The sequence below is a fragment of the Arthrobacter sp. OV608 genome (genome assembly GCA_900110595.1).
Taxonomy (GTDB): Bacteria; Actinomycetota; Actinomycetes; order Actinomycetales; family Micrococcaceae; genus Arthrobacter.
Window position 1 is genome coordinate 22,751 of record FOEZ01000007.1, and the last position, 26,002, is coordinate 48,752.

Sequence of the window (26,002 nt, forward strand, 5' to 3'; positions counted from 1 at the left end):
GCGTGGCCGAACCGCAAACTCCCGCAACCGACCCCAAGCCGGTGGAGCGGCCCCTCATCATGCGCTTTGCCGCGCGCTCCGACGTCGGAAAAATCCGCGCCAAAAACGATGACTCCGCCTATGCAGGACGCCATTTGGCCGTGGTGGCCGACGGCATGGGCGGCCACGCGGGCGGCGACGTTGCCTCCGCCGCCACCGTGCTGGACATGATCCACCTGGACCACGGCGATTACGACGGCGACGCTGCCACCACTTTGGCGGACGAGATCCAGACCGCCAACTCGCTGCTGTCCGAACTGGTGCACATCAACCCCAAGCTCGCCGGCATGGGCACCACGGTCACCGCGCTGCTGCTCGCCGAAGGAAAGCTGCACTTCGCCCACATCGGCGATTCACGCGCCTACCGCCTCCGGGATGGCAAGTTCGAGCAGGTCAGCGTTGACCACACCTTTGTCCAGCGGCTCATCGACGAAGGACGGCTCCGCCCCGAAGAGGCCGAAACCCATCCGCACAAAAACGTCCTGATGCGTGTCCTGGGCGACGTGGACGCCAGCCCCGAACTGGACCTGGACAGCCTTGACGTCAGGCCGGGTGAACGCTGGCTCCTCTGCTCCGACGGGCTCAACTACGTGGCCGGGCATGCCGTGGAACGCACCGTGCGCGAGACCAGGGACCTGGGCGAATGCGCGGAAATCCTGGTGGAGCTCACCCTTGAGGCAGGCTCCCCGGACAACGTCACCGTGGTGATGGTGGACATCGTTGAGGAAACGCCCGACGACGTCAATACCGCCGCCGTCGACGTCATTCCTTCCCCCGGGGCCACCAAAGGCCCTGCCGCGGCAAAGGACGCGCGTCCCCTGAGCGCCACACCGCCGGAAGGAAAGGACTCTGCCAAGGCTGCCGCCCCGCCAAGCCCAGCTGCCCCGGCAGCCAAAACTCCTGCCGCCACCGACGCCCAGAACGCCGGCGCAGTTGCGGACTCTGGCACCCCGGACTCTGACGAAGACACCGGCAAAGCAGGCCCGGAGGCTGACCCCGAATCAGGTTCTTCCGGGTCGGATTCGTCTGAGCAGGACCCCTCTGACGCCGGTTCCACCGACCCGCACCTCGGCGAACACCTCACCGCCGAAGTACTGCGCGAAGAACTTTCCTCTCGCCCGCACGAACTGGTGGGCGCGGCAGCAACAGCCGCAGAGAGCGGATCCATTCCCACCATCGCCGGCCGCACCGTGGCACGGCGTGCCGCCACCCTCCTCACGCACAAGGCTGAACCGCAGCCCGGCGATGCCGAAGACAACCTCGTGCCGCTCAAACCGCGCCGGTGGGTCACCTGGTCCGTCGCCGCGTTGGTGCTGGTGGTCCTGACGGCAGGACTCTGGCTCGGCTACGCGTGGACCCAGACCCGCTACTACGTTGGCGAGTTCGATTCCCGGGTGGCCATCTACAACGGCGTCTCCCAGCGGCTCGGACCCATCCAGCTCTCCACCCTTGAGGCGGTTACCGAGATCCGGATGGACTCGCTCCCCCCGTTCTCGCAGCAACGCGTCCGCCAGACCGTCCCGGCGCAGGACCTTTACGACGCCCAGCGCATCGTCAAGAACCTCGAACTTACCGGCACCACGTCCCCTGAAGAGGGGTGCCCGTCCCCGTCGGCATCGCCCACAGCCTCGCCGGTTACGGCCAGCCCGCCGCCGTCGGCAGAAGCCCCCGCGCCTTCACCCAGCGCCTCAGCCGCCCCGGCACCACCGGCACCGGCAGCGCCTTCCCCCACACCCAGTCCCACGATCTCCTGTGAGGTGGGCAAATGACCCAGCCCAGTACCGCGCCCAAGCCCCGACGCAACGTGGAGCTCGCCTTGCTCCTGCTTGCCCTCACCGTAGGCATCGGCGCGAACATGCTGGTTGGCGTGGACCAGGAAAAGGCCTTCGATTCGGACTTCTGGTTCCAGTCGAGCCTCCTCGCCGTTGCAGCCCTGGTATTCCACGGTGTCCTCCGCTTCCGCGCTAAATATGCTGATCCGGTAATACTTCCCGTGGTGGTGGCACTCAACGGAATTGGCCTGGCTATGATCCACCGTCTGGACGCGCCGGGCGATGACACCGGCAACAACCAGCTCCGGTGGACCCTCATCGCCATGGCGGTGGCCATCGCGGTGATCTGGTTCCTCAAAGACCACCGTGTCCTGCGCAAATTCACCTTCATCTCACTTGCCGCCAGTGCCCTGCTCCTGTTGCTGCCCCTGATCCCAGGGATCAGCGCCGGGGAGATCCTGGGCGCGCGGGTGTGGATCCGGCTCGGTCCCATGACTTTCCAGCCAGGCGAAGTCGCAAAAATCACCCTCGCAATATTCTTTGCCGGGTACCTATCGTCCAACCGGGACCTGATCCTGCTCGCGGGCCGGAAGATCGGGCCGCTCCAGTTCCCCCGCTTCAAGGACATGGGACCCATGATCACCGCCTGGCTGGTCAGCATCGGCGTGCTCATCTTCCAGCGCGACCTAGGCTCCTCAGTCCTGTTCTTCGGCCTCTTCATCGTGATGATCTACGTTGCCACCAGCCGCATCAGCTGGGTGGTGATCGGCCTGGCCCTCATCCTTGGCGGCGGGTTCGTGGCGGCCCAGGTGTTTTCCCACGTCCAGCAGCGCGTGTTCGGATGGCTCAATGCCTTTTCCCCCGAGGTCTACGAAAATGGCAGCCGGCAGGTGATCCAAGGCCTGTTCGGCATGGCCAACGGCGGACTGGTGGGAACGGGCCTGGGCCAGGGCCGCCCGGATCTGGTGCCCTTTGCCAACAGCGACATGATCATCGCCTCCCTCGGCGAGGAGTTGGGGTTGATCGGACTGTTCGCCATCGTCCTGATGTACCTGCTGCTGTTCACCCGGGGTTTCCGGGCCGCCCTCGGGACGCGGGACGCGTTCGGGAAGCTGCTGGCCTGCGGCCTGTCCTTCGCCGTCGCACTGCAGTGCTTTGTGGTGATCGGCGGCGTCACCCGGCTCATCCCCTTGACCGGCCTCACCACTCCGTTCCTGGCCGCCGGCGGGTCATCGCTGCTGGCCAACTGGATCATCGTGGGCCTGCTCCTCCTGATTTCCCATACCGCCCGCGGACCGGTGGATACCACTCCGCCTCCTTCGGCAAAGGAAGCCGATTCCCTGGGCATTGATACTCCTACCGAGGCGGTGAAGCACCTGTGAACCAGGCAATACGGCATTCATGGGTAGCGGCAGTTGCCATGTTTGCACTGCTCTTCGGCGCCATCAGCTTCGTCCAGGTGGTGGGTGCGGACGATCTCAAAGCCAACCCGCTGAACCAGCGCGCCATCCTGCAGAACTACTGCAATGACCGCGGCGCCATCATTGTGGGCGGAACTCCCGTGGCGGAATCGGTGGAGAGCGGTTCGGAGACCTGCAAGTTCCAGCGCACCTACTCCCAGCCCGAGCTGTATGCAGGCATCACCGGCTACTTCTCACAGAACTACGGCGCCACCGGCCTGGAACAGGCCCTCGGCCAGCAGCTGGCCGGCAATTCGGACCAGCTGTTCCTGGACCGGGTGGGCCAGATGTTCCTGGGAAACCAGCCCAAGGGTGCCTCGGTGGAACTCACTATCGACCCCGGGATCCAGAAGCTTGCCTATGACCTGATTCCGGACGGCCAGCGCGGCTCCATCGTGGTGACCAACCCCAAGACCGGGGCCATCCTGGCCATGGTGTCCAAGCCGTCCTACAACCCCAACCTCGTGGCAACCCAGAACACCGAGGAAGAGTCGGCCAACATCAACGAACTGGTCAAGGTCCCCGGCATCAACCTGAACGCCAACGTCAGCGGCCCCACCGGCGAGCAGCTTGCCCCGGGTTCGGTCTTCAAGCTGGTGGACGCCGCCGCGGCCCTTGCCTCGGGCAAGTACAACAAGGACAGCGAGCTGCCCAACCCTGCAGAAATGCCCTTCGACGGCATCCAGTACAAGCTGCCCAACTACGCCGGCGGCAACTGCTACACCCGTAACACCGCGGACTTCGCATTCGCCCTGCAGCAGTCCTGCAACACCCCGTTCGCCAGCATCGCACTGGACCTGGGGCGCAACGCCATTGCCGAGCAGGCCAAAAAGTTCGGCTTCGGCGAAGACATGGGCGACCAGCTGAAGCTGGGTTACGCCAAGGGCAACGGTTTCCCTGACGACCTGGACGCTCCGGGCCTGGCGCAATCCGCCATCGGCCAGCGTGACGTCCGCGCCACACCGCTGCAGATTGCCATGATGACTGCCGCCATCGCCAACGACGGGGTGCAGATGCAACCCACGCTGATCAAGGCCCTGCGCTCCCCGGACCTGCGCGTCATCGACGAACCGCAGCCGCAGCAGCTGCGGACCTCCACCACTCCGGCGATCGCCAACCAGATCACCGAATGGATGACCAGTGCGGTCAGCCAGGGCATCGCCAACAGGGCTGCAGTCCCCGGAGTCCAGGTGGCCGGCAAGACCGGAACCGCGGAGTTGGGCAATGGCGTCAACAACTCCTGGTTCACCGGGTTTGCCCCCGCAAACAACCCGCAGGTGGGAGTCACGATCGTCATGGAGGGCGTGGACATCACCACCGGCGCACAGCTAACCAGTCCGAACGCGAAGAAGATTTTTGAGGCGGTGTTGAATAAGTGAGGCCTACAACCGGAATCACCCTCGGCGGCAGATTCCAGCTGACTACGCGGATCGCGATTGGCGGCATGGGGGAAGTCTGGAAAGCCAAAGACCTTGTCCTGGGCCGCATCGTCGCCATCAAAGTCCTGAAAGAGGAGTACACGGGGGACCCCGGCTTCCTTCAGCGATTCCGCGCAGAGGCCCGCCACACTGCCCTGCTCAACCACGTGGGCATCGCCAACGTCTTCGACTACGGCGAGGAAGAGGGCTCCGCCTATCTGGTGATGGAACTCGTTCCGGGCCAGCCGCTGAGCAGCATCATCGAGCACGAGCAGGTGCTGTCCCCCGACCGCACCCTGTCCATGATCGCCCAGACCGCCCGCGCGCTCTCCGTTGCCCATGCCCAGGGCCTGGTGCACCGCGACGTGAAGCCCGGCAACCTCCTGATCACCCCTGACGGCCGCGTGAAGGTAACCGACTTCGGCATCGCCCGCCTCGCCGACCAGGTCCCGCTCACGCAGACCGGTCAGGTGATGGGAACGGCGCAGTACCTGGCACCTGAACAGGCCACCGGACAGACAGCCACGGGATCCTCTGACATCTACTCGCTGGGCGTCATCGGTTACGAGTGCCTTGCCGGGCACCGGCCGTTCTCCGGTGAGTCCCAGATCGCCATCGCCCTGGCCCAGGTCAACGACGCTCCGCCGCCCCTTCCCGAGTCGCTTCCCGCCCCGGTGCGCGCCCTCCTGATGTCCATGCTGGCCAAGGACCCCAAGAACCGTCCGGCCAACGCCATCAAACTTGCCGAAGCTGCCGAGGCCATCCGGAACGGCGACATCAACGCCGCCCGCGCCGCCGTACCGGGCATGCTCCTCTTCGACGCGGACACTGGCCCCATTACTGCCCCCGTGGACACGGCGACTGCCCCCACCGGCGTGATCGGCGCCCAGCGGGACTCGTCGCCGGCAGCCACCTCGGCGCTCCCTGTACTGGGTGCCGGCGCGGCAGGAGCCGCGGCCGGGATGGCGGCAGGCGCTGCCGGCGCGTCCGCAGCAGACGGTGAACCACAGGGGACACTCGCCCGCGCCAATGCCCTGGCCGCCGAACGGAATTGGATCCCGGAAGAGACAACGTACGACGACGAGCCCGCCGATGAGCCGCGGCGCAAGGGCCGCAGCCCCTGGACGTGGCCGTTGGTTGCCTTGATCCTGCTGCTCCTGTTTGCCCTGGTGGGGTTCCTCGTCAGCCAGTTGGGACTCTTTTCGCCCTCCGGCGATCCCTCACCCGGCGCTACCTCCACCAGCGCGCCGGCCACTTCGGCCAGCCCCACCCGGACCACGCCGTCGGCTACCCCAACACAGACCCGCAGCACACCGACGCCCACACCCACCCAGGAGCCCACCCCGGAAACGGTGAACGTCATCCCCGAGGCCTACCTCGGCAAGGACTACCGGACTGTTCAGTCGCAGCTCTCGGCAATGAACCTGGATGTGACCGTCCAGCCGCAAGTTGATGTGAATTCTGCGCCCAACACTGTGATTGCCCTGTCCCGCTCGGGCCGGGTGGAAGTGGGATCACCGATCACAGTGACGTACGCGGTGGCGCCGTCGCCCGCGCCCACCACAAATGCTCCCACTCCCACCTCCGCCCCCAGCACGCCGTCCGCAGCGGGACCTACGGCGCCTTCATCCCTCCCGGCTTGTGGACCAGACCAAGTGCCCGGCCTTCCTCCTACCTGCCGCCCGTAACTGCCAGGACAGCCAGTGAACGAGTCAGCGCGCACACCGTTGCACCGGGAGGACAACGTCCCGGTGGATAACCAGCGTGTCCTCAGCGGACGCTACGAACTGGGCGGCCTCATTGGCCGCGGGGGCATGGCGGACGTCTACCGGGGCCTGGATACCAGGCTTGGCCGTACCGTCGCCATCAAACTGCTCCGGGCAGATATGGCCCGGGACCCGCAGTTCCAGGCACGCTTCAAGCGCGAGGCCCAGTCAGTGGCCGCCCTGAACCACCCCTCGATCGTGGCGATTTACGATACGGGCGAGCACATGGTCCATGACGGCTCCGATGACAACGTACGGGTGCCGTACATCGTGATGGAATACGTCGAAGGCAGGACTATCCGGGACCTGATCCGGGCCAACGAAGTCAGCATCAGCCAGGCCATCGATTATTGCCTGGGCGTGCTCGGCGCCCTTGAATACAGCCACAAAGCCGGCATTGTGCACCGCGACATCAAGCCGGCCAACGTGATGTACTGCGACGGCACGGACTCGGTAAAAGTCATGGACTTCGGCATCGCCCGGGCCATCGCCGACTCCTCCGCCACCATGACCCAGACCCAGGCCGTGGTGGGCACGGCGCAGTACCTCTCTCCCGAACAGGCCCGCGGCGAAACAGTGGACGCGCGCAGCGACCTCTATTCCGCGGCCTGCCTGCTCTACGAAATGCTGACCTCCCGCCCGCCGTTCGTCGGCGACAGCCCCGTGTCGGTGGCCTACCAGCACGTGCGCGAGATTCCCGCGCCGGCGAGCAGCCTGAACCCTGACATTTCCCCGGCACTGGACACCGTGCTGGCAAAAGCGCTGCAGAAAAACCGCGATGACAGGTTCCAGGACGCCGCCGCCTTCCAGCGTGCCCTGCGGGCTGCGCGGGCGGGGGTTCCGGTCCCGGCAATTGCTGCTTCGGAGGCACCCACCGATCCCAATGACCACGTCCCCGCCCCAACCACAGCGCCCGTCACCGAAGCGTTTGCGGCAGCCGGGGCAGGCTTCCTCGATGACCCCCCAACCGGGCGCTTGGCTGCTCTCGGCACTACAGCCGACGACGACAGCGGCGCCACTGCCGCCGCTTACGAACCTTCAGCACGCGATGACCTTCCCCTCGGCTTCCCTCCCGAGCGTGAACGGACCGCACGGCAGAAGTCCCGCCGTCGTGCCTGGATAACCACCCTGGTGATCTTCACCCTCCTGGTCCTCACCGGCGGTGGGCTGTGGGTGTACAACACCGTGAACCGTCCGGCGCCGCCGCCGCCCAAGGTACAGATCCCGGCGGTGGCAACACTGACCGAATCGGCGGCACTGCAGGAGCTCTACGGCGCGGACCTCAAACCAAAAATCGTACGCCTTCAGCATGACACCGTGCCCAAGGGGACAGCCATCGGAACGGATCCAGCCTCCGGCACGTCCATGGACCCTGGCTCCGATGTGGTGCTGAACATTTCCGAGGGGCCCAGCGCCGTGAAGATTCCGGACAGCCTGCCGGGCAAGACGGAGGCCGCGGCCAGGGATATCCTGCGGCAAAACGGACTGGTGGGTGCGCCGTCCACCACCACTGCCAACAGCGCCACCGTCCCGGCCGGAATTGTGATTACCACCAGCCCTGCCCCCGGGCAGATGGTAGGAGTGGGCACCACGGTTGAGCTGGTGGTGTCCACGGGCAAGGTGGCAATCCCGGAACTGCGCGGCCGGACCCGCGAGGAGGCTGAAGCGGCACTGAAAGAACTCAGCCTCGTACCAGCGGTCACGGAGGCGGAGAACGCCCAGGTGGAAGCCGGCAGGGTGACGGACCAAAGCGATCCCGTTAACTCCGTGGTGGAGCAGGGAAAGACCGTCAGCATCGTGGTGGCCAAAGCCCCGCCGCCGCCACCACCGTCCCCCACACCTACGCCGAAGCCCACACCGACGCCCACCTCCACCAAGAAGGGCTAGCGGCAGCCGGCGCCGGCGAGTGTGGCCGGTGGCTAGTGCTGGATTAGTGGGCTCAGCTTCGCGGCTCGAGCCGCCGCACCCTTCATGCCCAGGGATTCGAGCCAGTTCCCCAGCATCTGGTAGCCGCCTTCGGTGAGCACGGACTCGGGGTGGAACTGCACCCCGCACAGCGGCGCGGTCCGGTGCTGAAGCCCCATCACCACCCCCGACGCAGTTTCCGCGGTGACTTCCAGGACGTCCGGGAGCGTTTCGCGGACTGCGGCCAGCGAGTGGTACCGGGTGGCCGTGACGGGGGAGGGGAGCCCGGAAAAAACGCTGGTCCCGATATGTTCCACCAGCGACGTCTTGCCGTGCATCAGTTCAGGCGCGTGCGTCACCTTCCCGCCGAACGCCTCGGCCAGCGCCTGGTGTCCCAGGCATACGCCGAACATGGGCACGCTGTTCTCGCCGCACCATTTGATCAGCTCGATGCACACACCCGCCTCGGCAGGGTTGCCGGGGCCCGGTGAGATGAGGATGCCATCCCGCGTGCCGGCCAGCTCGATGGCCTCGGCGAGGGTGACGTCGTCATTGCGGACCACAGTGGTCTCGGCGCCGAGTTCCTGGAGGTAGCCCACCAGGGTGTAGACGAAGCTGTCGTAGTTATCCACTACGAGGATCTTGGTTGTGGTCATGGCTGGCTTGCGGAACCAATCGTTGAGTCGGTGAATTGGGTGTACTCGGACATCCATGGGAAAAGGAACTGAACCATCAATACCAGCGCGGCGGCGACCAGCACCAGCGAGATGGCGATCCGCAGCCAGAGGGGCCCGGGAAGATGGCGGAAGATCCAGGCGTACATGCTCAGCCCCTTCCCGTCGCTGCGGCTACCTGGGCTGCTATTTCCGCCGGGGCACCGGCGGCGGCAGGGCGCCAGCTGTCCAGCAGCGCATAGGCGATGATGCGCTCTTCAGCACCAAAGCGGGGGTTGCAGCTGGTCATGGTGAGGAAACTTTCGGTGGGGGCGACGCCCGGCTGGGTGGGTACCGGCTCCAGGACGTCGGTGCGGGAGGGCATAACGATCTGGTTGTTGCGGAAGACGTAGATGTAGAAGCCGTCCTTTGTCTGCACGTAGATCTTGTCCCCGGGCACCAGCGTGTGGATGTTGTCCAGCACTGCGCCGTGCGTCTGCCGGTGGCCGGCAACGGCGAAGTTCCCCACCGCACCCGGCATGGCGGTGTTGCTGTAATGCCCCAGCCCCAGCGTGTCCAGCACATCCTGGCTGGTTCCCTGCACGATGGGCCGGGTGTAGTTGGGACCAAACCGGGGAATGTACATAATGCCGATGGTGCCGGCATGGCCGGGCGGGCTCCCCACGGCAGGAGGGCCGAAATCTTCAGTGGCCGGCGCGGCGGGGGCTTCCGGAGCGGCAGGTTCGGGGGTGCCCAGATCCTGGGCGAACTCCTTGATCGCTGCGCTCTGCTTGGCATCCGATTCAACGTTGGTCCACCACAGCTGCCAGGCGACAAACAACAGCAGGACCACCCCGGCGGTGATGAGCAGCTCACCCAGTACCTGGATGGTTCCGCGCAGAAATACGACGCCGGCACGCGGCGCAGCGGCGGGCCTTGCCTTCTCCTGCAGTACCACGCATTCTCCTCGGGGCGGTTGCGGCGGGCACTGGTGCCCCATGAACTACGACTAGAATTGGCTGCTAGTAAGAATCCAGATTTGACCAAGATCGCGCAGACCGCTGGCAACTTCCTTCTTGCAGGATATCAAGCCCGGAACGCCGAGCTTGCCTCAGCCCGCCAAGGAGAGCCAGTGCCCGAGTCAAAGCCTCGCAAGAAGACCGCCAGCACCACCGCGCAGGCGTCGTCCCAGACCTACAAGCCCAACCCTGTCTGGTTCAAGCCGGTCATGTTCGGCCTGATGATCATTGGCCTCCTCTGGATCATCACTTTCTACATCAGCGAAGGCCGGCTTCCAGTCCAGGCGTGGGCATCATGGAACATCGTGGCCGGCTTCGGCATCGCGATCGTCGGGTTCCTGATGACCACGCGGTGGCGTTCATAGCCGGTGGCATTCATGGCGCCTGACAGCGGCGGGGTGCTGGGCGAGGACGGGCTCGCCCGTCCCCTGTGGGCTTCCACGGACCCCCTCCTGCGCGAGTACTACGACACCGAGTGGGGCCTGCCGGTCACCGATGAACACGGACTCTACGAGCGGATCTGCCTTGAGGGCTTCCAGGCCGGGCTCTCCTGGGCAACCATCCTCCGCAAGCGCCCCGCATTCCGCGAGGCCTTCGCCGCCTTCAACCCCGACGCCGTGGCTTTGTTTACCGAGGCCGACGTGGAGCGCCTGATGCAGGACCCGGGCATTGTGCGGAACCGGCTGAAGATCCGGTCTGCCATCAGCAACGCCAAGGCCACCCTCGCCCTGCGGCAGGACGGTGGCCTGGTGGACTTCGTGTGGCAGTTCAAGCCCGCGCAGACGCCCAGCCCGGCCTTCCACGGTGACATTCCAACGCAGTCCCCGGAGTCGGTGGCGCTGTCCAAGGCGCTGCGGAAAAGGGGATTCTCCTTCGTGGGACCCACCACCATGTTCGCCCTGATGGAAGCCATTGGCATGGTGGACACCCACCTGCTGGACAGCCACCGCCGTGGATCCTCGGGAATCTGGGCCGCTCCAGGCGTCTAGCCTTCTAAGTTTTCCCCAACTGTTGGGAAAGTTATCCACACTGTTGAAAACTTTCCACTGCCACCGCACCGAAGCCGTACTGGGGAGCCAGGACGCACCGAAAGCGTCAAACCGGCCATCCGCATGCAGTTATTAACAGTGTGGAAGACCTGTGGATAAACCGGGGCAGTGCACGCATAATCGAGCTTCGCCCCGGCTTTAGCACCGGGGAACGTGCTCTCTACCGGTCCCGGACGACCGGATGGTGGCTGGTGATTGAGACCCGGTTGAAAGCATTCATGGCAATGGCCAGCCAGCTCACCGCGGAAAATTCCTCCTCCGAAAGGTGCTCCCGGGCGTAGGCTTCCTCGTGCCCCTGCACACTATGGCCCGGCAGCTCCGTAATGCTCTCTGCCAATGCGAGTGCCGCCCGCTCTTTCTCCGTAAAGAGAGCCGTCTCGCGCCATGCCGGCAGCACAGCCAGGCGCTGCGCGGTTTCCCCGGCCTCCATGGCTTCCCTGACGTGCAGGTCCAGGCAGTAGGCACAGCCGTTGAGCTGTGAGACCCGCACCCGAAGGAGCTCCACGGTGGTTTCGTCCAGCCCGGCCGCCTCCGCGGCCTCCCGCACCTTGAGTCCGAGCCCGTTGAGGGCACGCCACAGGGTTGGATGCTGCTTGTCGATATAGATGTGCTGGGTGGTGGCGCTCAATGGTTTCTCCTGGACGAACACAACGGTGGGGAAAACTGGCAGGTGGACAGCCCAGCGAAAAGGAGCGGGCGTGAGTCCGTTGCCCCCAGCTTTACACATCTGGCTTGTTGATCTTTTCCACTTACCAACACCGCGATACCCACAAGTTATCCACAGCTGTGGAAATGCATGGGGAAATTTCGACGCCGCGGGCCGTTTGGCACTGCTGCGCGGGTGTTTTTCCAGAAGGAACTACATGACTGTCAGTTATTAACACTGTGCACAAGCCTGTTGAAAGGGCCCTGACAAAGGGCCCATGGCGGCGCAAGGCCGAGGATTTCACGGCCTTTTTCCACAGAACGCCACCTGGGGGCCGATTTGTCCACTTAAGCACAGCCCTATCCCCAAGAGTTATCCACAGATGTGGATGAAAGAAGCGGATATCCGGGAAAACTCCCGCCTGCTGGCGGGAAAGGTGCTTTTCCCATCAGAACTACAGGCGTGTAAGTTACCAACACTGTGGATAAAAGCTGTGGATAAAGAAGGCCCCGGCATCCGTGTGGATGTCGGGGCCTTATCTTGAGGGAGTGGAAGGTGCGGTGGCTGCGGGACCTACAGCGAGATGCGTATCCAGCTGGCGGCAATCAGCAGCGCCAGGACGGCTGCCAGGCCCGCTGCCTGGATCAGGCCCTGCCTGGGTCCGCGGGGGGTGTAGGCGAGGACGGCCGCGCACAGCGCGCCGGTCACCAGCCCGCCGAGATGCGCCTGCCAGGCGATCTGGGGGATCAGGAAACCGATCACACCGTTGATGGCGATCAGCACCCAGAGCTGGCGGGTGTCCCCGCCCCGGTGCCGCTGCACCAGAAGCATGGCGCCGAAGAGGCCGAAGATGGCACCGGATGCACCGACCACTCCCACCAGTCCCTGCCCGGGCACCAGCACCGGGTTCAGGAGGAGGTATCCCACGGAGCCGCCAATGGCGGAGATTAGGTACAGCGCCAGGAAACGGATCCGGCCAAGGAGCGGCTCGAGGGCCTGGCCAAAGATCCACAGCGTGTACATGTTTAGGACGATGTGCAGGACCGAATCCGGCGAGTGCAGGAATGCCGCTGTGAGCATCCGCCACGGCTCAAAGGCCCCGTACTTGGGAGTGGCGAACACGTTGTTGTACGCAAACTGTTCATAAACCGCCTGGCCGGGGACGATCCACTGCAGCGCATACATCACCACGCACACGGCGATGATGGCGTACGTTACCAATGGTTTGCCGGCCACTGCGGCGCCGCCGTAGACGGTCCGTACCTCCGGCGTCGTACGCCGAGTTTCGTTGACGCAGTCAACGCATTGGAATCCGACGGCGGCCGCCCGCTGGCAGTCAGGGCATGCGGGGCGTCCGCACCGCTGGCAGCGCACATAGGATGGCCGGTCCGGGTGCCGGGGGCACACCGGAACCTGCGCGGACGGCTCAGCCGACGGGATTCCGTAACTCATGGAGGGGGATTACAGCTGTTCGATGTCGATGCTGTTGATGGTGACGTCCTCTACCGGGCGGTCACCCATGCCGGTGCGGACACCCTCGATGGCGTCAACGACCTTCTTGGATTCGTCGTCCGCCACTTCGCCGAAGATGCTGTGCTTGCCCTGCAGCCAGTCGGTGGGGATGGTGGTGATGAAGAACTGTGAGCCGTTGGTGCCCTTGCCCATGCGGATGCCGGCGTTGGCCATGGCCAGCTTGTACGGCTGGTTGAAGCTGAGTTCGGGGTGGATCTCGTCGTCGAACTGGTAGCCCGGTCCGCCCACGCCGCGGCCCAGCGGATCGCCGGCCTGGATCATGAAGTCCTTGATGATGCGGTGGAAGATGGTGCCGTTGTACAGCGGCGTACCCGTCTTGTCCTCGCCCGTCTCCGGGTGGGTCCAAGCCTGCTCGCCGGTGGCGAGGCCAATAAAGTTCTTGACCGTCTTGGGCGCGTGGTTGCCGAAGAGGTTCACGACGATGTCGCCGAGGCTTGTGTGGATGGTTGCTTTTGCGGTTGCGATGGCAGTCATAGGCCCATTCTTTCACGGCCCAATCGGGTGGTGAGGGCTGAGGGGACAGTTCCGCGCTCGGTGAAATCCGCCTAAAATCCGGGATGAGAATAGCCGGTGAACATCAAGCCACGTAGGCTAACCACAGACCGTCACATTAATCGGGAGGTAGTTGTGAAGAAATCGGATCGTATTGCCCGTGACCTTGAGCAGTCAGTCACCAGTGCCGTAGAGAATGCCCGGGATTGGGCAGCCCCCCGCGTGGAAGCAGCTGTTGACTGGGCTGTTCCCCGTCTCCAGCACAGCCTGGATACTGCTTCTCCCAAGATCCAGGAAGGCCTGAAGAGCGCGGCGCACAACCTGGCCGACGGCGTTGCAACCGTGACACCGCGCCTCCAGGATGGCCTGGCGAACCTGGCCCCGCGCATCAACGATGCCGTGGAGGGCGCGTCTCCCCGGCTGCATGAGGCCCTGGACAAGGCCACCCCGGTCATCCTCAACGCCCGTGACCGGGTGGTTGTTGAATACCTTCCCCGCCTGTCGGACCAGATCGGCCAGGCATCCGAGGTTGTGCACCGCACGCTCGAGAACACGCCGGCCCACGTTGACGCCGTGGCCCAGAAGCTTGGCGACGTTGGAATCATCCACGCCCTCCAGGAGCAGGCCCAGGCCACCGGTACCCAGCTGAAGGCAGCCGCAACAGAGGCCGGCCGCACCGTAGGCATCCAGCTGGCAGAGCCGCAGAAGCCCAAGAAGCGCGGCTGGCTGGTCTTTGGTGTCATCGCGGCAGCCGTTGCCGCCGGCGTGGCAGCCTGGAAAGCCTCCAAGCCGGTTGAGGATCCCTGGAAGACGCCGTCCCCGGTCACGCCCACTCCTGCTCCCGTCCCGGCTACCACGGTGAACGACGTTCCCGAGGCCACCAGCGGCACCGTGGCTGACACCACCGCGGGTGCGGCTGCGGCAACCGATGAAACCGCCGATGACGCCGCGGACAAGGCCAAGCACGTGGCCGAGGATATTCCGGGCGCAACCGCCCCGATCGTCACGGACGCCAAGACCGCCACGCAGAACATCGCCTCCAACATCGGCAACGGCAAGTCCACCGCCGACAAGGACGCCACACAGTCCTAGTACTCCTGCACTGTGCCTAAGGGCTCCGCCCCGGTGACAAGTTCACTGGGGCGGGGCCCTTTATTCATGTCCACCTTCCATCGCGCTCCGCGGGCGGGCCACTGATCGGTGCTAGATTTGGACTGATGTCAGCCGATCAATCCTCTGAGGATGCCTTGAACGACGCAGCAGACCAGCCCCGCGTGTCCATTGTCATCCCGGCATACAACGAGGAGAGCGTCATCCGGCAGTGCCTCATAGCTGCCATCTACCAGTCGGTGCCCGCCCACGAAATCATCGTGGTGGACAACCTCTCCAAGGACCGGACCGCTGACATCGTCCGCCAGATGCAGCTTGAGTATCCGGAAAGCCCCATCATCCTGCTCAGCCAGGATAAGGAACAGGGACTCATACCCACCCGCAACTTCGGCCTGGACAACGCCACCGGCGACATCTTGGGCCGCATCGACGCGGACTCCGTAGTAGAGCCGGACTGGGTGGAGCAGGTGCAGCGCGCGTTCGACGATCCGTCAGTCCAGGCCGCCACCGGCCCCGTGGTCTACTACGACATGCCCATGCGCCGCTTCGGCCTCAAAGCGGACGATAAGATGCGCCAGCTCATGCTGAAGCTTGCCAAGCACCAGTACCACTTCCTGTTCGGCTCCAACATGGCCCTGCGTTCTTCCGCCTGGCAGATCATCCGCTCCGAGACGTGCCGTGACGAGAAGGACGAGATGCATGAGGACATCGATCTGTCCCTGCATCTGGCAGACCACGAGCTGAAGATCAACTACTGCCCCCAGATGGTGTCCGGTATGTCCGCGCGCCGGCTGGAGGATTCACCTCGCGACTACCGCTATTACGTCACCCGCTTTGACCGCACGTACAAGGCTCACAACGTTAAGAAGATGGCCCTCAAGGCACCCATGGTGGTCTTCTTCTCGGTGTACTTCCCGGCCAAGCTCCTGCGGGCGATCCACACCGTTAATACAGCCCAGCCTGCCCGCCGCGGCGGCCAGTAGGGTTCGGCGGGAAACGCCGGCCTAACGGGTCAGTCCGTCCCCAGTTCGGCCAGCGGCCGGTCCGGTGGTCCGTCCTGGTCCCGCTTTCCTGCTCCGCGTCCCGATCTTCCCGCCCTTCCGGGCTTTTGGCCGAGGACCACGACGGCGAGTCCCACCAGGATCAGTCCCAATCCCGCATAGGTACCGGCGGGGAGTTTCTCCTGGAGGAATAAGGCGGCCAGGAGGGCCGCACCGGGGATTTCCAGCAGAATGATCATCGACACCAGCAGCGGACTCATCGTGGCGAGCAGGTGGTTGAACGCGGTATGGCCCACGAGCTGGGCGCAGACGGTGATCGCCAGGATGCCCAGCCAGCCGGCCGCCTCAAAGCCCGCCAGGGGCTGTCCGCCCAGCAGTGCCATGACCGCCACCAGGACAGCACACATCCCGTAGCAAAGCGTTGTGTAGGTCCCGGTGGTCATACTCTGCCGGGCCTTGCCTCCCGCCAGGGTGTACAGCCCGGCCAGGGCACCGCCCGCCACGGCCAGCAGGTCTCCCAGGAGGGCATCCGGAGAAGATCCCATATCAAAGCCCGTAATCGCCACCACTCCGCCAAAGGCGATGCCCAGCCCGGCCAGCACCTGCCACCGGTGCCTGATTCCCCTGAAGAGCTGGAAGACAGCGATCCACGCGGACTGCAGGCACACCAGCGCCGTGGCTGCTGCAACGGACGTCAGCTGCAGCGACGTAATGAAGCAGGCAAAGTGCAGGGCAAGGGCGACGGCGGCGAGCAGCGACCAGCGGAATTCCCCCCTGGTCACCCTGCCGAACTGGGCCGGTTGACGGATGAGCGTAGGGGTTGCCATGACGGCGGCACCGATGGCATTGCGCCAGAAGGCTATGGCCAGGGCACTGACGCTGGTGGCCCCCAGGGTGGCTGCTATCAGCGGGCCCGAGGAGGCGACACCCAGCACACCAAGGGCTGCAATAAAGAAGGCCACCATCCACCCCTACGTGTGCCGGAGAAAAACAAAAGTCCCGGCCAGCGTTTCCGCTGAACCGGGACTTCTTTATGGTGGAGGCACGGGGACTCGAACCCCGAACCCCCTGCTTGCAAAGCAGGTGCGCTACCAATTGCGCCATGCCCCCATAAGAAGCAACCCGTCCATCATACCCTAGAACCTTGGGGCTGCTGACCAGCTCCAAGACCAGGCGTCCGGCCTAGTCAACCGAATCGGTCGACTCGCTCCAGACTGTTTTCCGGGCTTCGGATTCCTGTGCTTTCCGGTAGACCAGGACGCCTGCGATTGCGGCTGCCAGTACAAGCAACTTCTTCACATGCTCCCCGTTCCGGTCCGGCCGCAGTACTGCGAACCAAACCTCCACTTGAACCTGCACAGGTTCCGTGGGCGTACCAGGACTTGAACCTGGGACCTCTTCGTTATCAGCGAAGCGCTCTAACCGCCTGAGCTATACGCCCCGATACCTCATCGGGCCGAGACATGACTTTACAGCACATCCCGGCCCGATCTCAAATCGGGCGCTTTCACCGCAATCTGCCCGGTGAAAGCAAGGGCCTAATCGTCGGTGAGGGTAACGCCGATGCCGCCCACCAAGGTGGCGGCAATGTTGTACAGGACAGCCGAAAGCATGGAGAGCGCGGTCAGCAGGACAACATTCACCACGGCAATGATGGTGGCGAACGAGGCCACCTGCCCAAGCGATGCAACCTTCTTCAGTTCGAAGCCGCCGCCCTCTGAGCCGGCGAGCGTACCAAGCAGGCTGTCTACCTGGTCAAAGATGCCGGTGAGGTCCAGGACGGTCCACAGGACGATCGCAGCCACCACCGTGACGATTCCCAGCGCCACGGACAGCAGGAAGGCCATCTTCAGGACGGACCACGGGTCAACCTTGCTGACCAGCAGCCGCGCGCGCCTGACCTTGGCCTTGGGCGCCGGCTTTACCAGCCCCGGACCGCCCTGGGCAGGCCGCTGGCCCTGCTGCGGGCCCTGCGCCGGACGCTGGCCGGGGACAGACGCTCCCGCAGCCGTGCGCGGCGCGGCCTGTCCCGGCGTCGGCCGTTCACCCTGGAGGGGACGCTGGCCGGGGACCGCAGGGCGCTGCCCTGGGGCGGCCGCGGGGGCGGCAGGACGCTGCTGCGGACGAACAGGAGCGTTAACCCGGGGTGCGGCCGAGGGCCGGTTTCCCTCGGAAGCTGAAGTGTTCGGCCTGGGAAATGAGTCGGGATTACTCACTCGTTACCTCCGTGTTGTCTTCGTTCGGCTCAGCGTCGCCCGAGGCGTCCTCTGACTCAACGGCCGGTGATTCTTCTGCCAGTGCTGACTCTGCGGCTTCCTCCGGGGAACCGCCATCTTCAGCCAACGTTACGTCATCGGCCAGCGATTCCTCGCCCTCAAGGCCGCGTTCGCTGTTGCGCGCCACCTCGATGATCCGGTCGTTTTTGTCCGGCTTGGCGAAGATAACGCCCATCGTGTCGCGGCCCTTGGCAGGGACACCGGCCACCGATGAACGGACCACCTTGCCGCCTTCCATCACCACCAGCACCTCGTCCTCTTCCTGGACAATAAGTGCGCCCACCAGGTCACCGCGTTCTTCGGCAAGCTTCGCAACCTTGATGCCCAGCCCGCCGCGGCCCTGGAGCCGGTATTCCTCCACCGCAGTGCGCTTGGCGTAGCCGCCCTCGGTCACGATGAACACGAACGAGCCGTCGGTCACAACGTTGGCGGCGAGCAGTTCGTCGTCCTCGCGGAACTTCATGCCCGTGACGCCGGAGGTTGCCCGGCCCATGGGGCGGAGTGCATCCTCAGTGGCCGTGAAGCGGATGGACTGCCCCTTGCGGGACACCAGAAGCAGATCGTCGGTTTCGGAGACCAGCTGCGCGGACACCAGTTCGTCGCCGTCGCGGAGGTTGATGGCGATCACGCCGGCGGAGCGGTTGGTGTCGTAGTCCTCCAGCCGTGTCTTTTTCACCAGTCCGCGCTTGGTGGCGAGGACCAGGTACGGAGCCTGCTGGTAGTCCTTCAGGTCCAGCACCTGGGCGATGTGCTCGTCCGGCTGGAACGCCATCAGGTTGGCAACGTGCTGGCCCTTGGCGTCGCGGCCGGCTTCCATCAGCTCGTAGGCCTTGGCCCGGTACACCCGGCCGAGGTTGGTGAAGAAGAGGAGCCAGTGGTGCGTGGTGGTGACAAAGAAGTGCTCCACCACGTCGTCGCCGCGCAGCTGGGCACCCTTGATGCCCTTGCCGCCGCGCTGCTGCGAACGGTAGTTGTCACTCCTGGTGCGCTTGACGTAGCCGCCGCGGGTGATGGTGACCACCATCTCCTCTTCGGGAATGAGGTCCTCCATGGACATGTCGCCGTCGAAGCCCATCAGGATCTTCGTGCGGCGGTCATCACCGTGCTTGTCCACGATCTCGCCAAGCTCAGTGCTGATGATTTCGCGCTGGCGCTGCTCGGAGGCGAGGATCTCGTTGTACTCGGCAATGAGGGCTTCGAGCTCTGAGTGCCGGTCCTGGATCTTCTGGCGTTCCAGGGCTGCAAGTCGCCGCAGCTGCATGTCCAGGATGGCCCTGGCCTGCAGTTCATCGATGTCCAGCAGTTCCATCAGGCCGTCGCGTGCTGCTTCGGTGGTGTTGGACGCGCGGATCAGGGCGATGACCTCGTCCAGAGCGTCCAGCGCCTTCAGCAGCGCCCGCAGGATGTGGGCTTCTTCCTCGGCCTTGCGCAGCCGGTACCGAGTGCGGCGGGCGATGACGTCCATCTGGTGGGTGACCCAGTGCCGGATGAAGGCGTCCAGGCTCAGGGTGCGGGGCACGCCGTCCACAATCGCCAGCATGTTGGCCGAGAAGTTGCTCTGCAGTTCGGTGTGCTTGTAGAGGTTGTTCAACACCACCTTTGCCACGGCGTCGCGCTTGAGCACGATGACCAGCCGCTGGCCGGTACGGCCCGAGGTTTCATCGCGGAGGTCCGCGATGCCCTGGATCTTGCCGTCCTTGACGAGTTCGGCGATCTTGATGGCCAGGTTGTCCGGGTTGGCCTGGTACGGCAGTTCGGTGACCACCAGGCACGTGCGGCCCTGCAGCTCCTCCACGTTCACCACGGCTCGCATGGTGACAGAGCCGCGCCCGGTCCGGTAGGCGTCCTCGATGCCCTTGTGGCCCAGGATGGTGGCGCCCGTGGGGAAATCGGGCCCCTTGACCCGGCGCAGGAGTTCTTCGAGCAGTTCCTCGCGGCTTGCGGTCGGGTTGGCCAGGTACCACTGCACCCCATCAGCCACCTCGCGGAGGTTGTGCGGCGGGATGTTGGTGGCCATGCCGACGGCGATGCCGGAGGAGCCATTCACCAGCAGGTTGGGGAACCTGGCCGGCAGGATGGTGGGTTCCTGGTTCTTGCCGTCGTAGTTGTCCTGGAAATCGACAGTTTCCTCGTCGATGTCCCGGACCATTTCCATGGCCAGCGGGGCCATCTTGGTTTCGGTGTAACGGGGTGCAGCCGCGCCGTCGTTGCCCGGCGAACCGAAGTTGCCCTGGCCCAGGGCCAGCGGGTAGCGCATGGTCCAGTCCTGGATGAGGCGGACCAGTGCGTCGTAGATCGCGGTGTCACCGTGGGGGTGGTACTGGCCCATGACCTCGCCCACCACGCGGGCACACTTGTTGAAGGATCGCTCCGGGCGGTAGCCGCCGTCGAACATCGCGTACAGCACGCGGCGGTGCACGGGCTTGAGTCCGTCGCGGACGTCCGGAAGGGCACGGCCCACGATGACGGCCATGGCGTAGTCCAGGTAGGACCGCTGCATTTCCGTCTGCAGGTCCACCTGCTCCACGCGGTCAACCAGCACGTCGCCTTCAAGAACGGTGTCCGGGTTCCCGGCTTCGGGGGCCGGGTTCTCGGGTGTTTCGTCGCTCATTTTCTATTTCCGTTTCAGGTATATGTCGGCTCTGGAATATCTATGCGGGTGAAGCCCTAGATATCCAGGAACCTGACGTCCTTGGCGTTCTGCTGGATGAAGTTGCGGCGTGATTCCACGTCCTCGCCCATCAGGACGGAGAAGATCTGGTCCGCAGCCAATGCGTCATCCATGGTGACCTGCAGGAGCGTGCGGTTGTCCGGATCCATGGTGGTGTCCCACAGTTCGGTGTAGTCCATTTCGCCGAGACCCTTGTAGCGCTGGATGCCGTTGTCCTTGGGGATGCGGCGTCCTGCCGCCTGCCCGGCGAGGAGCTTGGCGTCGCGTTCCTTGTCGCTGTACACGTAGTCGTGGGCAGCGTTGGACCACTTGATCCGGTACAGCGGCGGCTGGGCCAGGTAAACGTAGCCGTTTTCGATCAGCGGGCGCATGTAGCGGAACAGCAGCGTCATCAGCAGGGTGGTGATGTGCTGGCCGTCCACGTCGGCATCTGCCATCAGGACGATCTTGTGGTACCGGAGCTTGGAGAGGTCAAAATCCTCACCGATGCCCGTGCCGAAGGCCGTGATCATGGACTGGACCTCCGCGTTGCCCAGGGCCTTGTCCAGGCGGGCACGCTCCACGTTCAGGATCTTGCCGCGGAGGGGAAGGATTGCCTGGGTCTCGGGGTTGCGGCCGCGCTTGGCCGAACCGCCTGCCGAGTCACCCTCCACGATGTAGACCTCGCACCTCTCCGGATCCTTGGAGGAGCAGTCGGACAGCTTGCCCGGCATGCCGAAGGATTCCAGCGGGCTCTTGCGGCGGGCGTTGTCGCGGGCTTTGCGTGCAGCCATGCGGGCCTGCGCTGCGGAGATCGCCTTGCGGATGACGTCGCGGGCGGGACCGGGGTTGCGTTCCAGCCAGTCGCCGAGCCCATCGGTCACAACGCGCTGGACGAAGCCCTTGACCTCGGAGTTGCCCAGCTTGGTCTTGGTCTGGCCCTCGAACTGCGGCTCGGCGAGTTTGACGGAGATGACGGCGGTGAGGCCCTCACGGATATCGTCACCGGTGAGGTTGTCGTCCTTTTCCTTGATGATGCCCTTCTCACGCGCGTAGCGGTTGATCAGGGAGGTCATGGCAGCGCGGAAACCCTCTTCGTGGGTGCCGCCTTCGTGCGTGTTGATGGTGTTGGCGTAGGTGTGGACGCTCTCGGAGTAGGCGTTGGTCCACTGCATTGCCATTTCCAGGGCGATCTTGCGCTCCTGGTCCTCGGTTTCGAAGGCGATGACGTCCTCGTGGACCACGTCCACCTTCTTGCCCGAGTTGAGGTGCTTGACGTAGTCCAGCAGGCCCTCGTTGTACTGGTACACCACGGTGCGGTGCTCTGCACTGACTTCGCCTTCGGTGACCACGCCGTCCAGATCGAGGTCGGCGTCCGCCTCGCTGTCGCCGGCGGGGGTGCGTTCGTCGGTCAGGGTAATGCGCAGGCCCTTGTTGAGGAACGCCATCTGCTGGAAACGTGCGCGCAGGGTCTCGAAATCGAACTCGGTGGTCTCGAAGATCGCCGGGTCCGGGTAGAACGTCTGGGTGGTTCCGGTGAGGTCTGTTTCCTCACCCTGCACCAGGCTGCCCTGGGGCTTGCCGCCGTCGGCGAAGGACATCCGCCAGACGTGGCCCTGGCGGCGGACCTCTGTGTCCACCCGGCTTGAAAGTGCGTTGACAACGGAGATGCCCACGCCGTGGAGGCCGCCGGAAACGGCATAGCCGCCGCCGCCGAACTTGCCGCCCGCGTGCAGGATGGTCATAACAACTTCCACCGTGGGCTTGTGTTCGGTGGGGTGCATGTCCACGGGGATGCCGCGGCCGTCGTCGACAACCTTCACGCCGCCGTCGGCCTGGAGCACTACCTCGATATGCGTGCAGTAGCCGGCCAGGGCTTCATCAACGGAGTTGTCCACCACTTCGTACACCAGGTGGTGGAGTCCGCGGGGTCCGGTGGAGCCGATGTACATACCGGGACGCTTCCGGACGGCTTCCAGGCCCTCAAGCACGGTAATGTCGCTGGCGCCATACTCCCGTGGAGTGTCAGGCGTGCGGGCATCCTCGACTGCGGATTCAACTGCCAGAATATCTGTATTGTCGTTAGCCACAGGCGCTGTCGACTCCTCTGTTCTCGATGATGGCCGGCCGAAAAGCTCTTCCAGGCATGGAAAAACCGTCCGCCAACAGGCACAAACTTATGGCGCCGGCTACTAGCTGATGGTGGGATCCGAAATCCGCGTGCTGGAACCATGCGGAGAACGGACTCAGTCAACGTTTCACCGGCGCCCAGTTATCTACAACGATTCTACCGTGTAACGGGCCGGATTCCCGCATTCCGGAGACCGTGGATGGCGGGCGATATGCCTGCTGCAGGGCGTAGACCGCGCCTTGGGCGCTCCGAAACTCCGGCCTGCGGGTGCCTATACACCCTCCGGCCCTTCCAGGGCGCTACACGGCAATCAGAGGATTTTCAAGAGTTCGACGGCGGGCTATCCGTAAGTGTCCCGCGGTCCCCGGCCGTTGACGGTCCGGCCGCCCTTGCGCCAGCTCGGCGCGGATGGCCCCAAAACCTGGATGCTCGTGACCACACCCTCGCCCAGCTCCACCCGGAATTTCTCGAGCAGGCTCAAGCTGAGGAGCCGTAGCTGCGTGGCCCAGGCCGTTGAATCACACCTGACATGCAGCGTGGTGTCCGTGAAGCTTTCGGGCGTGCAGTGCGCCGAGATTTCCGGCCCCACCAGGGTGGCCCATTCCGCCATCACGGAGCCGACGGCAACCGGGGAGGTCCAACCGCGTTCGGCCACCAAACGGCCAACCACTTTGCCCAGTCCCAGCGGATCGCGGCCGGTGGCATGGAACTGGCTGAATCCGCGGGTATCCCGGATTCCTCGCTTGGCCTTCTGGGATCCGGGACGCACTGCCGCCCTGCGGATCTCGCCCCGGGCGGCCGCAGCTTCCCGCATTCTGTTCAGGGCGGCCTGGGGCGCATCGATATTGTCGGGCTCACGGCCCGGCTGCCGGGCGTCGTCGTCCTTGGCCCTACTCATCGATACCTCCCGCGATGACCTTCACCCGCCGTCCGGACAGCTCTTCCGGGATATCGGCGTCGACGGCGGCGGTCACCAGGACCTGTTCCGCACCCGAGACTATTGCGGCCAGTTTACGCCTGCGCTGCACGTCCAGCTCGGCAAAAACGTCGTCGAGGATCAGGATGGGCGCGGAACCACCGGTCCGGGCGTCGTCCAGCATCACATAGTAGGACGCGAGGCGCAGCGCCAGGCACATGGACCATGTTTCTCCGTGGGATGCGTACCCTTTGGCGGGCGCCTGGCCCAGGACCAGTTCCAGTTCGTCGCGGTGGGGACCCACCAGCGAAATGCCGCGCTCCAGTTCCTTGCGCCGGGCGTCGGCAAAGGCGCGCACATAGCGCTCAGTGAGCTGTTCCACGGTGAGCTGGCGCAGGTCTTCAGCTTCAGCTGTCGTACCTCCAGCTCCGCTGCCGGCAGGGCGCAACTCGGGTGCGCCGTCGTCGTCCATCTGGTTCTGGAGGGTGGAACGGTAGATGGCATCGGCCGGCTTTGAGGTGTCCGTGAGCCCGGCATATGCCTTGGCAAGGTGCGGGCGGAGGCGCTCCACGAGCTCGAGCCGGGCGTGCAGCAGTTCGGCGCCGGCTTTGGCCATGTGCTGGTCCCACACATCCAGCGTTGCTTCGTGCCCCGACGTGAATTTGCCGGCCCGGGCGGACTTCAACAGGGCGTTGCGCTGTTTGAGCACGCGGTCGTAATCGCTGCGGGTGGCCGCGTGGTGCGGAACCAGGCTGGCCAGGAGTTCGTCCAGGAAGCGGCGGCGGTTGGACGGATCACCCTTCACCAGGGCCAGGTCCTCGGGCGCAAAGAGCACCGTCTGGCAAATGCCGAGCAGGTCGCGGGCGCGGACCGGATTGCTGCGGTTGATCCGGCCGCGGTTGGCCCGGCCGGCATTGATTTCCAGTTCGAGGACGGTGGTCTGCCCGCCGCGGACCAGCCGGGCCCTGACCAGCGCGCGCTCGGTACCGAACCGCAGCAGCGGACCGTCGGAGCTGACCCGGTGGGAGCTGAGGGTGGCCAGGTATCCGATGGCTTCCATCAGGTTGGTTTTGCCGATGCCGTTGTAGCCCACCAGGACGGTGACGCCCGGGCCCAGGGCAAGGTCAACCTGGGCGTAACTGCGGAAATCAGTCAGCGAGAGGTGTTCTATGTACACGCGGTTTTCGGCAATTCCGGGAACCTCCCAGGTTCCCTCTGGTTGCTACTTGGCAGGACGGGTGGCGTGCCCGCCGAACTGGTGGCGCAGGGCGGACACCATCTTCATGGCCGGGGAGCTGTCCTCGCGGGATTCAAAGCGGGCGAACAGGGCAGCCGTGATGGCCGGTGCGGGAATGGCGTTGGCGATGGCCTCTTCCACAGTCCACCTGCCCTCGCCCGAGTCCTCGACGTAGTCATCGATGTTCTGCAGCCCCGGGTCCTCGTCCAGCGCTTTGACCAGGAGGTCCAGCAGCCACGACCGGACAACGGTGCCCTTTTGCCAGGCGCGGAAGGTGCCGGGCAGATCGTTGATGATGTCCTTGGATGCGAGGAGCTGGTACCCCTCGGCGTACGCCTGCATCAGGCCGTACTCAATGCCATTATGAACCATCTTGGCGTAATGGCCGGCACCTATTCCGCCCACGTGGACAAAACTGTCAGCGCGTTCACCTTCGGGGCGGAGGGCGTCAAAGACCGGAAGGGCGCGCTCAATGTCGGCGGCGTCACCGCCTGCCATCAGGCCGTAGCCGTTCTGGAGCCCCCACACCCCGCCGGACACACCACAGTCTGCGAAGTGGATACCCCTGGCCGCCAGGAGTTCGCCGTGTTTCTGGTCCTCCGTGAAGCGGGAGTTGCCGCCGTCGATCACCAGGTCACCCTCGGTGAGTTTTTCGCTGAGCTCCTTGACCACGGCGTCCGTGATGTCACCGGCAGGAACCATCACCCAGATGAGCCTTGGGGCGGGGACTGCTGCGATGAGCTCATCAATGGAACCGGCGTCCGTGACGTCCGGGTTCCGGTCATAGCCAGTGACCTCAACGCCGCCCTTGCGCAGGCGTTCGCGCATGTTGAATCCCATTTTGCCAAGGCCAATCAGTCCAATGTGCATGGTGGAATCTCTTTCTGCGCTGGGGGTGGGAAATTCTCTGGCTTGCCCAACTGGGTAGC

General features: G+C 64.7%; 24 protein-coding genes and 2 tRNA genes. 10 read left to right on the top strand and 16 right to left on the bottom strand.

The genetic code is table 11. The annotated features are described in order from the left end of the window. Positions 1–2: 2 nt before the first annotated feature. The 5 genes from BMX78_RS10895 to pknB are packed head-to-tail and all read left to right on the top strand — an operon-like array spanning position 3 to position 8,342. Positions 3–1,808: a PP2C family protein-serine/threonine phosphatase gene (locus BMX78_RS10895; RefSeq protein ID WP_502686288.1), complete on the top strand. Its 1,806-nt coding sequence runs from the start codon at positions 3–5 to the stop codon at positions 1,806–1,808. Continuing rightward, positions 1,805–3,193, top strand: a complete 1,389-nt coding sequence (locus tag BMX78_RS10900) for an FtsW/RodA/SpoVE family cell cycle protein (RefSeq protein ID WP_091419346.1) — start codon at positions 1,805–1,807, stop codon at positions 3,191–3,193. Before BMX78_RS10895 ends, BMX78_RS10900 begins: the two co-directional genes overlap by 4 nt. Then, positions 3,190–4,650 (top strand): peptidoglycan D,D-transpeptidase FtsI family protein, encoded by a 1,461-nt coding sequence (locus tag BMX78_RS10905; protein ID WP_091419347.1) that lies wholly within the window; start codon positions 3,190–3,192, stop codon positions 4,648–4,650. The genes BMX78_RS10900 and BMX78_RS10905 overlap by 4 nt, the downstream gene beginning before the upstream one ends. Then, a complete protein-coding gene (locus BMX78_RS10910; RefSeq protein ID WP_091419349.1) occupies positions 4,647–6,377 on the top strand; it encodes a serine/threonine-protein kinase in 1,731 nt (576 codons plus the stop codon). The genes BMX78_RS10905 and BMX78_RS10910 overlap by 4 nt, the downstream gene beginning before the upstream one ends. 15 nt (positions 6,378–6,392) lie before the next feature. Next, complete coding sequence (gene pknB / locus BMX78_RS10915; RefSeq protein WP_286138907.1) at positions 6,393–8,342, top strand: Stk1 family PASTA domain-containing Ser/Thr kinase; 1,950 nt, start codon at positions 6,393–6,395, stop codon at positions 8,340–8,342. Positions 8,343–8,374: 32 nt separating this feature from the next. On the opposite strand, the gene BMX78_RS10920 is transcribed toward pknB, so the two are convergent. The 3 genes from BMX78_RS10920 to BMX78_RS10925 are packed head-to-tail and all read right to left on the bottom strand — an operon-like array spanning position 8,375 to position 9,971. Then, positions 8,375–9,016 carry an anthranilate synthase component II gene (locus BMX78_RS10920; protein WP_091419350.1) on the bottom strand — a complete coding sequence of 214 codons (642 nt, stop codon included), beginning with the start codon at positions 9,014–9,016 and terminating at the stop codon, positions 8,375–8,377. After that, the gene (locus tag BMX78_RS23100) at positions 9,013–9,183 is read right to left on the bottom strand and encodes a hypothetical protein (RefSeq protein ID WP_170850778.1); all 171 of its coding nucleotides are present in this window, start codon (positions 9,181–9,183) and stop codon (positions 9,013–9,015) included. Before BMX78_RS23100 ends, BMX78_RS10920 begins: the two co-directional genes overlap by 4 nt. A 2-nt stretch (positions 9,184–9,185) precedes the next feature. Beyond that, the gene (locus tag BMX78_RS10925; protein ID WP_170850779.1) at positions 9,186–9,971 is read right to left on the bottom strand and encodes a class E sortase; all 786 of its coding nucleotides are present in this window, start codon (positions 9,969–9,971) and stop codon (positions 9,186–9,188) included. Positions 9,972–10,145: 174 nt separating this feature from the next. On the opposite strand from BMX78_RS10925, the gene BMX78_RS10930 reads away from it, so the two are divergent. Both BMX78_RS10930 and BMX78_RS10935 read left to right on the top strand, forming a co-directional pair. Beyond that, complete coding sequence (locus BMX78_RS10930; RefSeq protein ID WP_091419633.1) at positions 10,146–10,397, top strand: cell division protein CrgA; 252 nt, start codon at positions 10,146–10,148, stop codon at positions 10,395–10,397. A gap of 12 nt (positions 10,398–10,409) precedes the next feature. Then, positions 10,410–11,021, top strand: a complete 612-nt coding sequence (locus tag BMX78_RS10935; protein ID WP_091419635.1) for a DNA-3-methyladenine glycosylase I — start codon at positions 10,410–10,412, stop codon at positions 11,019–11,021. Between the two features lie 220 nt (positions 11,022–11,241). Here BMX78_RS10935 and BMX78_RS10940 read toward each other — a convergent pair whose 3' ends face one another. Then, the gene (locus BMX78_RS10940; RefSeq protein WP_286138908.1) at positions 11,242–11,709 is read right to left on the bottom strand and encodes a carboxymuconolactone decarboxylase family protein; all 468 of its coding nucleotides are present in this window, start codon (positions 11,707–11,709) and stop codon (positions 11,242–11,244) included. A gap of 406 nt (positions 11,710–12,115) precedes the next feature. Here BMX78_RS10940 and BMX78_RS23105 point away from each other — a divergent pair, with 406 nt between their 5' ends. Continuing rightward, positions 12,116–12,271, top strand: coding sequence for a hypothetical protein (locus BMX78_RS23105; protein WP_170850780.1), 156 nt, complete (start codon positions 12,116–12,118; stop codon positions 12,269–12,271). A gap of 29 nt (positions 12,272–12,300) precedes the next feature. Here BMX78_RS23105 and BMX78_RS10945 read toward each other — a convergent pair whose 3' ends face one another. Both BMX78_RS10945 and BMX78_RS10950 read right to left on the bottom strand, forming a co-directional pair. Next, positions 12,301–13,179, bottom strand: a complete 879-nt coding sequence (locus tag BMX78_RS10945) for a rhomboid family intramembrane serine protease (RefSeq protein WP_091419356.1) — start codon at positions 13,177–13,179, stop codon at positions 12,301–12,303. A 9-nt stretch (positions 13,180–13,188) separates the two neighbouring features. Next, complete coding sequence (locus tag BMX78_RS10950; protein WP_091419357.1) at positions 13,189–13,734, bottom strand: peptidylprolyl isomerase; 546 nt, start codon at positions 13,732–13,734, stop codon at positions 13,189–13,191. Between the two features lie 153 nt (positions 13,735–13,887). On the opposite strand from BMX78_RS10950, the gene BMX78_RS10955 reads away from it, so the two are divergent. Continuing rightward, the gene (locus tag BMX78_RS10955) at positions 13,888–14,844 is read left to right on the top strand and encodes a hypothetical protein (RefSeq protein ID WP_091419359.1); all 957 of its coding nucleotides are present in this window, start codon (positions 13,888–13,890) and stop codon (positions 14,842–14,844) included. A gap of 125 nt (positions 14,845–14,969) precedes the next feature. Further along, complete coding sequence (locus tag BMX78_RS10960; RefSeq protein ID WP_091419361.1) at positions 14,970–15,845, top strand: glycosyltransferase family 2 protein; 876 nt, start codon at positions 14,970–14,972, stop codon at positions 15,843–15,845. 29 nt (positions 15,846–15,874) lie between these two features. Here the strand turns inward: BMX78_RS10960 and BMX78_RS10965 are convergent, their stop codons facing one another. The 10 genes from BMX78_RS10965 to gnd form a co-directional block, all read right to left on the bottom strand. Further along, positions 15,875–16,825, bottom strand: coding sequence for a DMT family transporter (locus BMX78_RS10965; protein ID WP_091419637.1), 951 nt, complete (start codon positions 16,823–16,825; stop codon positions 15,875–15,877). A 72-nt stretch (positions 16,826–16,897) separates the two neighbouring features. Next, positions 16,898–16,973 (bottom strand) — tRNA-Ala (locus BMX78_RS10970). A 72-nt stretch (positions 16,974–17,045) separates the two neighbouring features. Next, positions 17,046–17,162 (bottom strand): DLW-39 family protein, encoded by a 117-nt coding sequence (locus BMX78_RS23265; RefSeq protein WP_211482571.1) that lies wholly within the window; start codon positions 17,160–17,162, stop codon positions 17,046–17,048. Positions 17,163–17,230: 68 nt separating this feature from the next. Then, positions 17,231–17,304: transfer RNA gene (locus BMX78_RS10975), tRNA-Ile, on the bottom strand. A gap of 97 nt (positions 17,305–17,401) precedes the next feature. Further along, positions 17,402–18,079, bottom strand: a complete 678-nt coding sequence (locus BMX78_RS10980; protein WP_091419362.1) for a DUF3566 domain-containing protein — start codon at positions 18,077–18,079, stop codon at positions 17,402–17,404. After that, on the bottom strand, positions 18,072–20,750 hold the full coding sequence (gene gyrA, locus BMX78_RS10985) for a DNA gyrase subunit A (protein ID WP_091419364.1): 2,679 nt from the start codon (positions 20,748–20,750) through the stop codon (positions 18,072–18,074). Before gyrA ends, BMX78_RS10980 begins: the two co-directional genes overlap by 8 nt. A 56-nt stretch (positions 20,751–20,806) precedes the next feature. Next, positions 20,807–22,879: a DNA topoisomerase (ATP-hydrolyzing) subunit B gene (gyrB, locus tag BMX78_RS10990; protein ID WP_091419365.1), complete on the bottom strand. Its 2,073-nt coding sequence runs from the start codon at positions 22,877–22,879 to the stop codon at positions 20,807–20,809. A 381-nt stretch (positions 22,880–23,260) separates the two neighbouring features. Next, on the bottom strand, positions 23,261–23,818 hold the full coding sequence (locus BMX78_RS10995; protein ID WP_091419367.1) for a DciA family protein: 558 nt from the start codon (positions 23,816–23,818) through the stop codon (positions 23,261–23,263). Then, the gene (recF, locus tag BMX78_RS11000; protein WP_091419368.1) at positions 23,811–25,013 is read right to left on the bottom strand and encodes a DNA replication/repair protein RecF; all 1,203 of its coding nucleotides are present in this window, start codon (positions 25,011–25,013) and stop codon (positions 23,811–23,813) included. Before recF ends, BMX78_RS10995 begins: the two co-directional genes overlap by 8 nt. A gap of 45 nt (positions 25,014–25,058) precedes the next feature. Then, a complete protein-coding gene (gnd, locus tag BMX78_RS11005) occupies positions 25,059–25,943 on the bottom strand; it encodes a phosphogluconate dehydrogenase (NAD(+)-dependent, decarboxylating) (protein WP_091419370.1) in 885 nt (294 codons plus the stop codon). Positions 25,944–26,002 lie beyond the last annotated feature (59 nt).